12 protein-coding genes are annotated in these 14,714 nt (G+C 76.2%); 5 read left to right on the top strand and 7 right to left on the bottom strand.

Features of this window, described 5'->3' with window-relative positions; genetic code table 11:
• The first annotated feature begins 1 nt into the window (after position 1).
• Positions 2 to 403 (top strand): DUF6841 family protein, encoded by a 402-nt coding sequence (locus APR03_RS20340; protein WP_253838769.1) that lies wholly within the window; start codon positions 2 to 4, stop codon positions 401 to 403.
• Between the two features lie 6 nt (positions 404 to 409).
• On the opposite strand, the gene APR03_RS20335 is transcribed toward APR03_RS20340, so the two are convergent.
• A complete protein-coding gene (locus APR03_RS20335; protein WP_253838767.1) occupies positions 410 to 1,009 on the bottom strand; it encodes a GNAT family N-acetyltransferase in 600 nt (199 codons plus the stop codon).
• A 142-nt stretch (positions 1,010 to 1,151) separates the two neighbouring features.
• Here APR03_RS20335 and APR03_RS20330 point away from each other — a divergent pair, with 142 nt between their 5' ends.
• Entirely contained in the window at positions 1,152 to 1,808 is a 657-nt protein-coding gene (locus APR03_RS20330; RefSeq protein ID WP_253838766.1) for an SRPBCC family protein, read from the top strand.
• Positions 1,809 to 2,234, top strand: coding sequence for an ArsR/SmtB family transcription factor (locus APR03_RS20325; protein ID WP_253838765.1), 426 nt, complete (start codon positions 1,809 to 1,811; stop codon positions 2,232 to 2,234). It abuts the gene before it with no gap.
• A gap of 46 nt (positions 2,235 to 2,280) precedes the next feature.
• Here APR03_RS20325 and APR03_RS20320 read toward each other — a convergent pair whose 3' ends face one another.
• Complete coding sequence (locus tag APR03_RS20320) at positions 2,281 to 3,426, bottom strand: glycerophosphodiester phosphodiesterase family protein (protein WP_253838763.1); 1,146 nt, start codon at positions 3,424 to 3,426, stop codon at positions 2,281 to 2,283.
• A 102-nt stretch (positions 3,427 to 3,528) separates the two neighbouring features.
• On the opposite strand from APR03_RS20320, the gene APR03_RS20315 reads away from it, so the two are divergent.
• Positions 3,529 to 3,987, top strand: coding sequence for an HtaA domain-containing protein (locus APR03_RS20315; protein ID WP_253838754.1), 459 nt, complete (start codon positions 3,529 to 3,531; stop codon positions 3,985 to 3,987).
• A gap of 105 nt (positions 3,988 to 4,092) precedes the next feature.
• The gene (locus APR03_RS20310; RefSeq protein WP_253838752.1) at positions 4,093 to 6,627 is read left to right on the top strand and encodes a serine/threonine-protein kinase; all 2,535 of its coding nucleotides are present in this window, start codon (positions 4,093 to 4,095) and stop codon (positions 6,625 to 6,627) included.
• 18 nt (positions 6,628 to 6,645) lie between these two features.
• Here the strand turns inward: APR03_RS20310 and APR03_RS20305 are convergent, their stop codons facing one another.
• From APR03_RS20305 to APR03_RS20285, 5 genes are all read right to left on the bottom strand, one after another.
• A complete protein-coding gene (locus APR03_RS20305) occupies positions 6,646 to 10,035 on the bottom strand; it encodes an error-prone DNA polymerase (protein WP_253838749.1) in 3,390 nt (1,129 codons plus the stop codon).
• A 7-nt stretch (positions 10,036 to 10,042) separates the two neighbouring features.
• Entirely contained in the window at positions 10,043 to 11,704 is a 1,662-nt protein-coding gene (locus APR03_RS20300; protein ID WP_253838747.1) for a Y-family DNA polymerase, read from the bottom strand.
• The gene (gene imuA' / locus APR03_RS20295) at positions 11,701 to 12,672 is read right to left on the bottom strand and encodes a DnaE2-dependent mutagenesis accessory factor ImuA' (protein ID WP_253838745.1); all 972 of its coding nucleotides are present in this window, start codon (positions 12,670 to 12,672) and stop codon (positions 11,701 to 11,703) included. The genes APR03_RS20300 and imuA' overlap by 4 nt, the downstream gene beginning before the upstream one ends.
• Positions 12,673 to 12,910: 238 nt before the next feature.
• On the bottom strand, positions 12,911 to 13,660 hold the full coding sequence (gene fabG / locus APR03_RS20290; protein ID WP_253838743.1) for a 3-oxoacyl-ACP reductase FabG: 750 nt from the start codon (positions 13,658 to 13,660) through the stop codon (positions 12,911 to 12,913).
• Between the two features lie 54 nt (positions 13,661 to 13,714).
• Positions 13,715 to 14,602, bottom strand: a complete 888-nt coding sequence (locus APR03_RS20285) for an alpha/beta fold hydrolase (protein ID WP_253838741.1) — start codon at positions 14,600 to 14,602, stop codon at positions 13,715 to 13,717.
• Positions 14,603 to 14,714: the final 112 nt, after the last annotated feature.

Genomic DNA, 14,714 nt, shown 5'->3' with positions numbered 1-14,714 from the left:
GATGACCAGCCGACACCCCGGGTACGACTCCGACGACCTGCTCGACTTCCTCGTCGGCTACGGCGTCGCGCTCGGGTCGGGCGACCTCGAGGTCGTGACCGACAGCCTCGCCTACCCGTCGGTGGTGGTCGAGGCCGACCGTTCGCTCGTGGTGCCCGACGCCGGGTCCGCGCGCGAGAGCCTGGCCGGCATGCTCACCGCCTACCGGGAGCAGGGGCTGGTCGCGGCGGTGCCCGAGGTGCGCGCCGTGGAACAGGTCGGCGACGCGCTGCTGTGGGTCGACGTGCGCTGGAGCTACAGGGACGAGAACGCGTCGGAGGCCGCGGCGGACCGGGTGCGCTACCTGCTCCGCCGCGGCCGGGACACGTTCGAGCTGTGCGTGGTCGTGCCGGTCCCCGACTGACGCCCCTCAGGACGGCGTGAGCTCGCGGCGCATGTGCCACCGTGGCAGCCGCCCGCTCGTGGCGTCCGTGGGCGCCAGGCGGTCGAACCCGGCCCGCTCGAACATGCCGACCGTGCCGACGAACGCCGCGCTCACCGGGACGCGCCGCCCTGGCTCGGGCTCGACCGGGAACGCCTCGAGCGTCGCCGCCCCGTGCGCCGCGGCGTAGCCGACCCCGGCGTCGAGCAGCGCCTGGGCGATCCCCTGCCTGCGGAAGCCCGCGCGCACGGTGACGCACATGAAGACCCACGTGGTCGGCCAGGAGGCGGGCTCCCCCACGGGCAGCACCCGGGACCGCTGCAGCGACGCGGCGTCCGACCGGCGGGAGAAGCCGAGCCAGCCGGCGACCTCGCCGTCCTCCTCCGTACCGAGGTAGGCGAGCATGCCGGGCGCGGGCTCGCGCGCCGTGAGCTCACGCAGGCGGGCCTCGCGCGTCGTGACGTCCTCCTTGGCCGGCGCACGCCAGTGCAGGCACCAGCACGCCTGCTCGCGCCCGGTCGGGTTCAGGACCCGTGCGATGTCGCCGAACCGGTCGGTTGTCGCCGGGACCACGGTGGTCGGGGCCATGTCCGGAACCTACTCCGCCTCACCGACACCGGCTGGGCGCGGCGCGCTTGGCACACTTTTTTAGGGGATGACAGCGCCTGCCACTTGCCCCGCGGGCGCGACTGTGGCATAACATAAGTGTCTACTTATAGAAGGAGTCGCCATGACCACCACCATCGACCCCGTCACCACGGCCGGCCTCGTGACCCGTGAGGTCCGCGACGGGAACCGGGACGGCGCCCCGACCAAGATCGCCGTCGCCCGCCGCACCTACGCGACCGACCGGGACGACCTGTGGGACGCCCTCACCTCCGCCGAACGGCTCCCCCGCTGGTTCCTGCCGATCGACGGCGACCTCTCCGTCGGCGGCCGCTACCAGCTCGTGGGCAACGCGGGCGGCACCGTGGAACGCTGCGCGGCCCCTGAGGAGTTCGCCGTCACGTGGGAGTTCGGCGGCCAGGTCTCCTGGGTGCGGGTGGGGCTCAGCCCGGCCGACGACGGCACCACGCTCGAGCTGGTCCACGAGGCGCCGGTGGACCCCGACTTCTGGACGCAGTACGGCCCGGGCGCCGTCGGCGTCGGGTGGGACCTGGCGCTGCTCGGCCTGGGGCTGCACCTCGCCACGGGCTCCGACAACGACGCGCGCGAGTTCGAGCAGTGGACCCTGTCCCCCACGGGCGTCGAGTTCGTGCGGCTGGCGAGCACCGGCTGGGCCGACGCCGCGACCGCCTCGGGCGACGACGCCGAGCAGGCTCGCGCGGCCGGCGAACGCACCCTGGCCTTCTACACCGTGCCGCCCACGGCCGAGCCGGAGTCCTGAGTGCCCGACCCCGGCCTCGGTAGCGGCCTGGGCGCCGGCCCCGACACCGCGCCCCACGGCGTCTTCGAGGCCCTCGGCGACCCGGTGCGCCGCCGCCTGCTGGAGCTGCTGGTGCCCGGCGAGCAGCCCGCCGGCGCCCTGGTGACGGCCCTGCAGGCCCGGGTGCGCATCTCGCAGCCCGCCGTCTCGCAGCACCTGCGGGTGCTGCGCGAGGCGGGCCTGGTACGGGTCCGCGCCGAGGGCACCCGCCGGCTGTACGCCGTGGACGACACCGGCACCGCCGCCGCCCGCGCGTGGCTCGCCCGGTTCGAGGACACGTTCGCCCAGCCACTCGACGCCCTGGCGACGGAGCTGGCCCGCGGACGCCGCGAGCGCCGTCGGGCCGCGGGACCGGGACGCCCCGGCACGGGCGAGGCCGCGGGCTGAGGCGCGGCCCCGGCCGGCGCCCCGGACGCGCCGGCCGGGCGCTGTCTCAGTACCGCTTCGGCAGGCGCAGGTGCCGCTCGGCCATGACGGTGCGCAGCAGGTCGGGGCGGTCGGTGATGAGGCCGTCCACGCCGAGGTCCATGAGGGTCTCCATGGTGGCGCGGTCGTCGACGGTCCACGGGATCACCTCCAGGCCGCGGCGGTGCGCGGCGCGGACGAGCTCCGGCGTCGTGAAGGGCACGTAGCCCGGGTCGCCGACGGTGCCGCCCTGCGGGTCGCCGTGCACCGGCGAGACGGCGTCGGCGCCGAAGGAGGCGACGGCCGCGACGAGCTTGTGCTGGGTCGAGCCCGGGAAGTCGTCGATGTCGAGGCCGCCGAGCCACGGCGAGGCGCCCTCGACGCCGACCTGGAGGAACTGCTGCCCGTTGGTGAGGGCCACGAGCGGCAGCCGGGGCTCGACCTCGCGCATGCGCATCAGCGCGCCCCAGTCGAAGCTCTGGATCGTGACCTGGTCCACGAGCCGGGCGCGGCGCACCTCGCGGGCGACGACCTGCACGAACTGCTCGCGGGGCGCGGTCTGCTCGGGGGCGCCCGCCTCGACCTTGGTCTCGATGTTGAGCGTCACCTGGCGGGCCCGGTGGCGGTTGACCAGGTCGAGCACCTCGGTCAGGAGCGGCATGCGCTCGCCCGGGTGCAGCTCCTGGCCGGGGAACTGCGGCTGGCGCAGGGAGCCGCAGTCGATGGTGCGCACCTGCGCGAGCGTCAGGTCCTTGATGTAGGTGGTGCCGGGCACGTAGGGGAACTGCGGGTCGCCGGGGTACGCGGGGGTGGTGTCGACGCACTTGGCGGGGTTCGGGTCGCGGTCGTGGGTGACCACGGCGTAGCCGTCGCGCGTGATCTGCACGTCGAGCTCGAGCGTGCTGACGCCGAGGGCGAGGGCCTTGTCGAACGCGGGGAGCGTGTTCTCCACGGTGAGCGCGACGCCGCCGCGGTGGGCCTGCAGGTCGAAGGTGCGGTGCTGTCCAGGGTGCGCAGGCCCAGGGTGCGCAGGCCCAGGGTGCACGGGCCCGGTGTGCGCGGGCCCGGGCGGCAGCGCGGACGCGGGGGCGGCACCCAGGGCCAGGCCGCTCGCGAGGGTCACGGCAGTGCTCAGCGCGAGGGCTGTGCTGGTACGACGTCGGTAGGTCCTCATGCGCCCGAGCCTGGCGGGGCCGGGTTGCCGGGGCAAGGCGTGCCGCCGTCGTCCCGGCGAACGGAAGCCGTACGAACCAGCAGGTGGGAGTACGGTTCTCGGGTGGCTCATCTGGACTGGGAGATCAAGGCAAGCCTGCTGATGTACGTGATGGGGGCGCCGGGCGGCCGCATCGTGCAGGACGACGCCGTGGGCGGCAGCGGCGCCTCGTTCCACTTCCCGCTCGACCCGGAGCGCACCCCGGACGCGTCGGCGGCCTCGTCGTCGTTCGCGTTCACGGGGTCGGTCGTCTTCATCGGGCACTTCGGCTCGTTCGTCGGCGAGGTGGCCGACATCGAGGTGGTCGCGCCGGCCGACGGCGGTGCCGACTGGGCCATGTCGATCCGGGACCGCGAGTCGGACGTGCGCACGGCCGCGTTCCGCCTGGCGGGTGCGCCCGAGCGGGACGGCGACCGGCTCACGTGGCAGCACGTCGACCTCACGGAGGACGGCGCCAAGCTCTGGGGCGGCAACTACCCGGTGGGCACGCGGTTCGAGCCGATCACGATCGACCTGTCCTGACGCCCGCTGAGTCGTTGCCCGGGGCCGTGACCAGCACGCGGACGTCCGGACCGGGGCGTGGACTTTCCTCGGTCCGACGGCGTCCGCGCTGGTAGGTTTCCCGTCATGACGTCACCAGCGCCCGACGTCGGCGAGGTCACGCCTGCGGCCATCGGCCCGGTCCCGTCAGCCGATCCCGAGCCGGCAGCGACCCTGCTGGCCACCGCCCCCGTCGACGAGGCAGGGCACGAGCCCGCCCCGGTCCCCCCGCCGCCCCCGGAGACGGGGCCGGCCGGATCCGGGCGGACCGGCGCCTCCCCCGCGGAGCGCACGGCCGTCGTGCCCGCGCCACCCGAGTCGGTGCCACCGCTGCCGCCCGTACCCCCGGCGCCCGAGCCAGGGACCGCGACGGGCGGGGACGCGACAGACGGGGACGCGACGCCCGAGCCCGAGTCAGAGCCCGAATCCGAGCCCGGCCCCGCCGAGGACACCGAGGCCGCACCCGCCGCCCAGGGCGAGCCGGTCGCCGTCCTGCCGGACCCGGCACCCGTGCCGGACCCGCCCGTGCCCGCCCCGGACGCGTCTGTCGCGGACGCGCCCCTGCCTGTCGCCGACGCGCCCCTCGCCGTCGGCTCCGTCCCCGCCACGCCCGCGCCCGCCCCGGCGCCGCGGATCCCGGCCCTGCCCGTGCGCCCGGTGCGGCGCATCCCCGCGAGCGGGGAGCGGCTGGGCCGGTTCACGCTCGGCGAGGCGCTGGGGCACGGCGGGTTCGCGCACGTGTACCGCGCGGAGGCGGACGACGGCACGGAGGTCGCCCTCAAGGTCCTCACCGGTCTGCACGAGGACGCCCGCGAGCGCTTCGTGCAGGAGGCGGACCTGCTGGAGCGCCTGGACGGCCGGGGCTTCCCGCGCTTCGTCGAGGCGGGGCTGGACGCGACGCAGCCGTGGTTCGCCATGGAGCTGGTGCCCGGCACCACGCTGCGGGACCGGGTGCGCGAGGACGGTCCGCTGTCCGGCCCGGAGGCGCTCCACCTGGCGCGGCAGGTGGTCGACGCGCTGCTCGTGCTGCAGGAGCAGCGCTGCCTGCACCGCGACCTGAAGCCGGCGAACATCATGGTCGACGGCGACCGCGCGGTGCTCATCGACCTGGGCATCGCCAAGGTCTTCGACGCGGCGACCTCCACGCAGCCCGCCGGCACGATGGCCTACATGGCGCCGGAGCTGTTCGGCCGCCGGGTGCACCCGCGGTCGGACGTGTACAGCCTGGGCCTGCTGCTCGTGTACGCGAGCACGGGCGCGCTGCCGCTCGACCTGAACTTCATGGGGCGGGACCTGGAGGCCACGGACCTCGTCGAGGAGCCGCTGGACGGCGACGGGGACGGCGCCGAGCCGCCCGTCATCGACAAGCACCTGCAGTCGCTGGTGCTGGCGATGACCCGGTACCAGCCGAACCACCGCCCGCCGCTGGAGAACATCGCGCGCGTGGTCCGCGCGCGCCTCGAGCAGACCACGCCCGACCCGACGCTGCTGCTCACCTCCCAGCTCGTGAGCGACGGCGTGACGGCCGCCGAGGTGGCGGCCCTCCCTGCGACCGACGTGCTGCGCGGCAAGGGGCACACCAAGGTGTTCCAGCCGGGCGCACCCGCCGCCCGCACGCCCGAGCCGTGGCACGCCCTCGTGTACGACCGCGCGCTGATGAGCGTGCTGACCGAGGTGCACGCGGACGGTTTCGACGGCGCCGCGGAGCAGCTGGTCGCCGACCACATCGCGGAGATCGGCGCGGAGGTCGCCGCCGGGCGCACGCCGGCCGAGATCAAGGACTGGATCTGGCAGGCGATGCGCTGGGAGGTCACCTCCCCCGCGGGCGGCCACCCCGACACGCTGCGCGGCTGGCGCGCGTTCCGCAACCCCGAGCCCGCCCCGGCGAGCCGGCGCGCCCCGGTCCGCAGCCAGCCCGCCGCGGGGGCCACGCAGGTGGTGGCCGCGCAGGGGCCGCGGCCGCAGTCGTTCGAGCCGCGCAAGAGCCCGGTCAAGCACCTCGGCCCGGCCCCGCAGCCGCCCGGCGGCCGGGCGGCGGTGCGCGCCACCCGGCCCATGCCGGTCGTCCGGCAGCCCGGTGGGCAGCCCGCCGCCGTGCGGCCGGGCACGGTCCAGCCCACGACGGTCCGGCCCGGCGCCGACCGGCCGCTGGCGGGGCGGGCCCCGACCGTGGGGCAGCGGCCCGGCGCCGGGGGGCGCCCCGCGGCCGGCCCGGCACCCGCGGGCCGGACGGCGGACCGCCGGACCGCCGGGAAGCAGGCCGGTGCGCCAGGCGGCCGCGCACAGGCTCGACCACAGGGCGCGCAGCCGCAGGCCCCCGCCGACCCCCGGCGCAGGCCGTGGCCGCTGCGCCTGCTGGGTGCCCTGCTGCGCTGGGTGCCGCGGCTGCTGCTCCTGGGGTCGGTGTACGTGCTGCTCACGCAGACCACCACGGCCACGCCGTACCTGTCCGCTCCGGGGCTGGCCGTCGCGGCGTTCGGCGTCGCGGCCCTGCTGCGCGCCGCGGGGCACCGCATGCGGGTCTGGTTCTACGTGGTCGCGGCGCTCCTGGTGGGCGTGGTCTCGGCGGCGTTGTGGGCGGGCAGCACCGGCCTGCTGCCCCCGGGCTGGACGATCGCCTGACCTCGCCCCGCCACCGCGTCACCGGAAGTCCCGCGACCGCCCCACGGCCGACAGCGACAGCGGGGCGAGGTGCTCCGCCAGGAGGTTGACCGCGCCATCGGCCGACTCGATGCGGCCCCGGACCACCATCGCCTGGGCGGTGCGCGCCACCTTCCGGAACCGCTGCCAGAGCCCGACGGTGCAGATGACGTTGAGCAGCCCCGTCTCGTCCTCCAGGGACAGGAAGGTCACACCACCCGCCGTGCCCGGCCGCTGCCGGTGGGTCACCACGCCGCCGACGGCGACCCGCCGTCCCGCCTCGGTGGTCATCGCCTGCGCCACGGTGAGCACGCCCGCCGCCGTCAGCCCGGGCCGCACGTGCTGCGTCGGGTACGCGCCGGGCGTCACGCCGGTCGCCCACGCGTCGGCCTGCGTCAGCTCGACGTCGCTCATCCCGGGCAGCGTCGGGGCGTCGACGCCGACGCTGACGCCGGGCAGCGTCGTCGGCCCCTCCTGACCGAGCGCGCCCGCGGCCCACAGGCCCTCCCGGCGCTCGACGCCGAGCGGTTCCAGCGCACCGGCCGTGGCGAGCGCCTCGAGCTGTGCCGTCGACAGCTCGACCCGTCGCACGAGGTCCTGCAGCGAGACGAAGGGACGTTCGGCGCGGGCCGCGACGATCTCGGCGGCCTTGTCCTTGCCGATGCCCCGCACGCTCTCCAGCCCGAGCCGGACCGCGAGCGCCGGGTCGGCGCGGACGAGGCGGGCCGTGGCGGGGACGGTGCCGTCGGGCGGGCCGGCGTCGTCGGGCAGGCGTTCCACGGCCGCCAGCTCGCGGGAGGAGGCGACCGAGGGGCGCAGCACGTGGACGCCGTGGCGGCGGGCGTCGGCGGCCAGGGACTGGGGCGAGTAGAAGCCCATGGGCTGGGCGCCGAGCAGCCCGGCGTAGAAGGCGGCGGGGTGGTGCACCTTGAGCCACGTGCTGGCGTAGACGAGGTAGGCGAAGGAGTAGGCGTGCGACTCGGGGAAGCCGAAGTCGGCGAAGGCCTTGAGCTTGTCGAAGATCTCGCGCTGGACGTCGGGCGGGATGCCGTTGCGGGTCATCCCGGCGTAGAGGCGTTCGCGCAGCTCCTCCATGCGTTCCATCGACCGCTTGGAGCCCATGGCGCGGCGGAGCTGGTCGGCCTCCTTGCCGGTGAAGTCGGCGACGTCGATGGCCATCTGCATGAGCTGTTCCTGGAACAGCGGCACGCCGAGGGTGCGGCCGAGGGACTTCTCGAGCAGGGGGTGGAGGTACTCGACCGGCTGCCGGCCGCGGGCCCGTTCGACGTAGGGGTGCACGGACCCGCCCTGGATGGGTCCGGGGCGGATGAGCGCGACCTCGACGACGATGTCGTAGAAGCGCTGGGGTCGCAGGCGCGGCAGGGTGGCCATCTGGGCGCGGGACTCGACCTGGAAGACGCCGACGGTGTCGGCGGCGCACAGCAGCTCGTACACGGCGGGGTCCTCCTGCGGCAGGCCGTGCAGGGTGAGCTCGTCGCCGGTGTGCTCCTGGACGTGCTCGAAGGCGTAGCGCAGGGCGGTGAGCATGCCGAGGCCGAGCAGGTCGAACTTGACCAGGCCGGCGTCGGCGCAGTCCTCCTTGTCCCACTGCAGCACGGTGCGGCCCTCCATGCGGGCCCACTCGACGGGGACCACCTCGATGACGGGGCGGTCGCACATGACCATGCCGCCGGAGTGGATGCCGAGGTGGCGGGGCAGGCGCAGCATGCGGTCGGCGAGGTCGAGCACGTCGTCGGGGATCTCGCCCTCCTCGGCGGCGGACGGCGGCGTGCGGAACGGCACGACGTCGTGGGTGTCGTCGGCGCGGGTGCGCGGCTGCCCGGGGATGCGCTGGTCCTCGGCGAGCACGTCGACGACGGGCGGGGGCGAGGGCGGGGACGACGGCGCGGCCGCGCGTGGCTTGAGCGACCCCCACCGCTCGATGCTGCGCGACCAGGCGTCCTGCTGCCCGACGTCGTAGCCGAGCGCGCGGGCGGCGTCGCGCACCGCGGACCGGGGGCGGTAGGAGATGACGTTGGCGACCTGCGCGGCGTGCGTGCGGCCGAACGTCTCGTAGACGTGCTGGATGACCTCCTCGCGGCGCACGGACTCGATGTCGACGTCGATGTCGGGCGGCCCGTCGCGCTCGGGCGCGAGGAACCGCTCGAACAGCAGGCCGTGCGCGACGGCGTCCACCGCGGTGATGCCGAGCGCGTAGCAGACGGCGGAGTTGGCGGCGCTGCCCCGGCCCTGCGCGAGGATGCCGTGGGTGCGGCAGAACTCGACGATGTCGTAGACCACGAGGAAGTACCCGGGGAACTCGAGGTCGGTGATGACCTTCAGCTCGCGCTCGATCTGCTCCCACGCCGCGCGGTTGCCGCCGCGCGGGCCGTAGCGCCGTTCGGCGCCCCGGTAGGTGAGCTCGCGCAGCCAGGACGCCTCGTCGTGGCCGTCGGGCACGGGGTAGGGCGGCAGCTCGGGCGCGATGAGACCGAGGTCGAACGCGCACTCGGCACCGAGCGCCGCCGCCGTCGGCACGGCCTGCGGGTGGCGGTGGTGCAGGCGCGCCATCTCGGCGCCGCTGCGCAGGTGGGCGGTCGGGGCGCCGGGCAGCCAGCCGTCGAGGTCGTCGAGGCTGGACCGGGCGCGGACGGCGGCCAGCGCCCCCGCCAGGTCGGCGTCGCGGGGGCGGGCGTAGTGCGCGGCGGTCGTGGCGACCAGGGGCAGGTGCGCCTGGCCGGCCAGCAGGGCGAGCGCGTCGTGCAGGTCGGCGTCGCGCGGGTCGCCGGTGGCGGTGATCTCGACGGCCACGTTGTCCCGGCCGAACGTGCTCGTCAGTACGTCGAGCTCGTGCCGGGCGGCGGCGAGCCGGTCGGTGCGGTTCGTCTCCGCGGCCAGCGCACCGCGCACGGCGCCCTTGCGGCACCCGGTGAGCACGAGCCACTCGCCCGACGCCGCCTCGCCGAGCCCGTCGGTCGTGTACCGCGCGGCGCCCTTGACCCCCGCCTCCAGGTGCGCCGTCGCGATGGCGCTCGACAGGTTCCGGTACCCCTGCGCACTGCGGGCCAGCACGAGCAGGTGGGTGGCGCGCGGGTCGGGCACGCCGGTGGGCGGGTCGAGCACGGGTGCGCCCTGCGCCTGGGCGGGCAGGTGCAGCTCGGCCCCGAACGCCGTCCGCAGCGTGGCCCCGGCCTCCCGCAGGCGCTTGGCGGCCTCGGCGAACCGCACCACCCCGTACAGGCCGTCGTGGTCGGTGAGGGCGATCGTCTCCAGCCCCAGGCGCTCGGCCTCGGCGACGAGCTCCTCGGGGTGCGACGCACCGTCGAGGAAGCTGAACGCGGAGTGGGTGTGCAGCTCGGCGTAGGGGACGGCGGCGCGTGCGTCAGTCATCCGTGCGTCAGTCATAGACAGCCTCCAGCACCCACGCGCCCCCCGACGCCGACAGCAGCAGGCCCAGCGTGAGCCCCACGGGGCCGCCGGGCTGCTCCACCGTGGCCTGGAGGAACACGCGGCGCCTGCTGCGGGCCGTCCACCAGCGTTCGGCGACGGGCCACGGGCCGGCCCAGTCCACGACGGCGGCGTCGAGGCCCGTGCCGCCGTCGGCCCCCGCGACGCCGTCGGGCACCACCACGCGGGCCGGCGGGCCGCTGACCGCGAGCCGCACGTCGACGACCACCGGGCGCCCTGCCGCGTCGAGCACGTGCGCGGGCACGGGTTCGGGCAGCACCACCGACGGCGCCGGGGGCGGCAGCGCGCCGGGCCAGGGCCGGTCCGGCGCGCGCTCGGGCGGCACCTGCTCGCCGTAGGGCACGAGCTGGACCCGGTCGCGGGGGTCGCGCCCGCCCTGGAGCCGCACGGTGAGCACGGAGTCGCCACCGAGCAGCGCCTGCACGCGCTCGACCGCGCGGCGGGCCCGCAGGTCCTCGCCCGCGCCGGGACCCCACAGGCGCGGCTGCAGGGCTCCGGCGGGGGCCACCTCCTCGGCGGACAGGGTCAGGCCCGCGATCGGTGCGGGCGCCTCGCCCCGGCCGAGGGACGACTCCGTGAGCCAGCCCTCCAGCTGCCAGCGCACCCGGTCGGTGATCCGGGCGGCCGACAGCCCGCCCAGCGTGTCGTCCGTGCGCCACAGCCGCTCCAGGGTGCGGGCCTCGCCCGTGACCGGGTCGACGGCGCGGGCCGTGATCCGCAGCCGCCCGCACGCCAGGCCGTGGCGGGCGAGGTCCTCGTGCAGCCGTTCGGCCAGGCGCCGGGCGGCGAACGTGGCGACGTCGACCCGGTGCGCCGGCGGGTCCAGCTCCTCGGTGACGGCCAGGTCCTCGACGAGGCGGCGCCGGGCCGGGGGCCGCACGTCCTGCCCGCGCGCGAGGCGCTGCGCCCAGACGCCGAGGTCGCCGAACCGGGCGGCGACGGCGGCGTCGGGCAGCGCCGCGAGGTCCGCGAGCGTGCGGATGCCGAGGCGGCGCCACAGGTCGACCAGCTCCGTCAGGGCGCGGTCGGCGGGCCGGGCGTGCACGAGCACGGCGGCGGGGCGGGGCGCGAGGTAGCCGGCCGACGCACCCGGCGGCACGACGGCGTCGTCCCGGGCGGCCAGCACCGCGGCCAGGAAGCCGTCGGCCACCCCCACCTGGCACTCGTGCCCCGTGCGGACGGCGACCTGCTCGGTCAGCTCGCGCGCCAGCTCGTGCTCGGAGCCGTGGTAGCGGGCCGCGCCGTCCGACGGCAGCAGGAGCAGGCCCGGGCGGGCGATCTCCAGGCCGGGGACCACCGCCTCCGCCGCCACGGCCACGGGCTCGAACTCGCGGGCGTCGCGCGCGTCGTCGGCAGCCCAGAGCTGCAGGTCGGGGCAGCGTGCCTGGGCCTCGCGGCGGCGCATGCCGCGGCGCACCCCGGCGCTGCGGGCGGGCGCGGACACCGCGACGATCCGCCCGCCGGGGCCGCCGGTCACGGCCGCGGGCGTCTCGGGACCCAGCCCGGCGACCACCAGCGCCGCGACCACCGGCCAGTCCGGCACCCAGAGGCAGGCGGTGCGGGTCGTGCCGCCCGACGCGGCGGCCCTCATCCCACCAGCTCCAGCGGACGGCGCCCGGCGGGCGTCTGCTGCGTGGACGTCTCGGTGGGCGCTGCCGCACGGTACACGGGCACCTCGACGTCGAGGTCCAGCGGCCGGGCCGCGCTCCCCCGCCCGGTGCGCCGCACCCGCAGGGTCCGGCGCCGCAGCCAGCCCGCCCCGTGGTCGATCCCGTCCCACCCGCCGCCCACGGCCTCCAGCACCACCTGTGCCCCACCCCACCCCGCGTCCCGCTGAGTGCTGGGCATCCGCCCTGTCGAACCGTTCCGAGAAGGCGGATGCCCCGCACTCAGCGGGAGTGCCCGGGGGGCGGAGGGGAGCAGGACGGTGCCCCGGTCGCGGGCGCGGGCCGCCAGCCGGCGGCGGTCGTGGTCCAGCAGGGTGACCTCGGGGCCGATCACCACGACGTCCATGCCGTCGATCAGCGCGGCGAGCACGGCGGGGGCGTCCACCGCCGACCCGGCGGGCAGCGGCACCACGAGCGTGCGCTCCAGGTCGCACCCGGCGTCGGCCGCCGCGGCGATCCCCGCGGACGGGTACCCGACCAGCACGGTCCACGCCCCGTCGCAAGAGGCCTCGGCGAGCAGTGCCAGCAGCAGCGACGCCGACCCGCGGACCACCACGGTGGTGCCGGCCCGCAGGCCGCCGTCGGGCAGCAGGTGCGTGAGGTGCGGGTGCACGGGCAGGACGCGCCCGTCCTGGTCGGCGGCGAGACCCGCCCGGGCGGCGCGCCCGTCGTCGGCCCGGGTGCGTGCGGCGGCCCCGGGCGCGTCGTCCGCGAGCCCGCCCCGCAGCGCCCGGACCCGCGGCTGCACGGTCTGCGGGGTGGTCTGCTCGCGCACGCCGGTGCGCGCCTCGGCCGACCGCAGGGCCGCGAGCGCCCGCGCGTGCCGGGTGCGGGTGTCGGGCTGCGGGTCAGGTTCGGCATCGGCCTGGACGGAGACGGTTGCAGCGGTCATGTCCCTCCAGCGATGGTGCCTGCCGGCGGAGACCGGGTGAGCGGAGCATTCTACGAACACGTGTTCGATAGAACACCAGTACACCCGCTGGGCTGCGCCCTGTCAAACCATCCCCTCCCCCACACTGCGGTCCGATACGAGTTCGGTCCCTTGCCTCGAGATCGGTCCATCGATGGACCGATCTCGAGACAAGGGACCGAACTCGCGATCAGGGGCCGGCCAGAGGCCGGTCAGGAGCTCACGCCTTGGGGCCGCCCGCCACGTACAGCACCTGTCCCGACACGTACCCGGACTGCTCCGAGCAGAAGAACGACACGGCGTTCGCGATGTCCTCCGGCTGCCCCACGCGCCCGGCGGGCACGTCCTTGGCGGCCACGCTCAGGTAGTCGGACAGCGACACCCCGATGCGCTCCGCGGTCTCGCGGATCATGTCGGTCTCGATCACGCCGGGCGCGACGGCGTTCGCGGTGACCCCGAACTTGCCGAGCTCGATGGCCAGCGTCTTGGTGAAGCCCTGCATGCCGGCCTTGGCCGCGGAGTAGTTGACCTGGCCGCGGTTGCCGAGGGCCGACGTCGAGGACAGGTTCACGATGCGGCCGTACCCCGCCTCGACCATGTGCGCCTGCACGGCGCGGGTCATGAGGAACGCGCCCCGCAGGTGCACGCCCAGCACGGCGTCCCACTCGTCCACGGACATGCGGAACAGCAGGTTGTCGCGCAGGATCCCGGCGTTGTTCACCAGCACGGTGGGCGCGCCGAGCTCCTCGGCGACCCGCGCGACCGCCGCGGCGACCGACTCCTCGGAGGCGACGTCGACGCCCACGGCGAGCGCGCGGCCGCCGTCGGCCACGATCGCCTGCGCCGTCCGGGCCGCGTGGTCCTCCTGGAGGTCCAGGACGGCGACGGCGAAGCCGTCCTGGGCGAGCCGCCGGGCCGTCGCGGCTCCGATGCCGCGGGCCCCGCCGGTGACGATGGCGGTACGAGTCATCAGGGGTAGTCCTCTCGTCGCTGAGTACCGGGCGCGCCTCGTGGGCGCCCCGCCTCAGACCGTACCGCCCCCGCCGCGAACCTCCCCCGCGAACGCGAGCAGGGCGGCGGCCAGCTCGTCCGGCGCCTCCTCGGCCATGTGGTGGCCCGAGTCGATGCCGTGGCCGCGCAGGTCGGGTGCCCACGGCCGCCAGACGACCAGCGGGTCGCCGTACAGCTGCTCGAGGTCGTCGCGCAGCGACCACAGCACCTGGACCGGCATGCGCAGCCGCCGGCCGGCCGCCCGGTCCGCGCGCTCGTCGGCGGCGTCGACCGTGAGCCCGGCGCGGTAGTCCTCGAGCATCGCCCGCACCACCTCGGGCCGCCGCACGGCCGCACGCCACTCGGCGTGGTTCTCCTCCCCCATGGCGGCGGGGTCGCCGCGGTACCAGGCGTCGGGGTCCGCGGTGATGACGCGCTCCGGCGTCTCCGGCTGGGCGAAGAAGAACCAGTGCCACCACTGCGTCGCGAACCGCTCGTCGAGGCGGTCGAGGTGCTCGCTGATCGGGACGCCGTCCAGGAAGCTCACGCGCGCCACCGCCTCCGGGTGGTCGAGCGCGAGCCGGAGCGCCACATAGCTGCCCCGGTCGTGGCCCGCCACGGCGAAGCGCACGTACCCCAGCGCACGCATGACGGCGAGCATGTCACCCGCGACGGCACGCTTGGAGTGGGCGCCGTGGTCGGGACGGGGCGGCGGGCCCGCGGACCGGCCGTAGCCGCGCAGGTCGGCACACACCACCGGCAGCCCGGCGTCCACGAGCAGGGGCGCCACCCGGTGCCAGGTCGCCGACGTGCGCGGGTGGCCGTGCAGCAGCAGGACCGGCGGCCCGTCCCCGGTGTGGTGGCGCGTCAGGATCCGGGCGGGGCCGACGTCGATCAGCTCTTCCGTGAAGTCCTCGAACATCGGCTCATCGTGGGCCGGGCCGGGGTGACTCGCCAGGGCGGCACCGGAGCCGAGCGCGACCGGGCCGATGTCCCCTATACATCGTTCTGCATAGTGTTGCTCCGGACATCGC

Origin of the sequence: Promicromonospora thailandica (genome assembly GCF_024171955.1) — a bacterium.
GTDB classification, from domain to species: domain Bacteria; phylum Actinomycetota; class Actinomycetes; order Actinomycetales; family Cellulomonadaceae; genus Promicromonospora; species Promicromonospora thailandica.
Note: the sequence above shows the minus strand (reverse complement) of the source record. Positions and strands in the feature narration are given on the sequence as shown.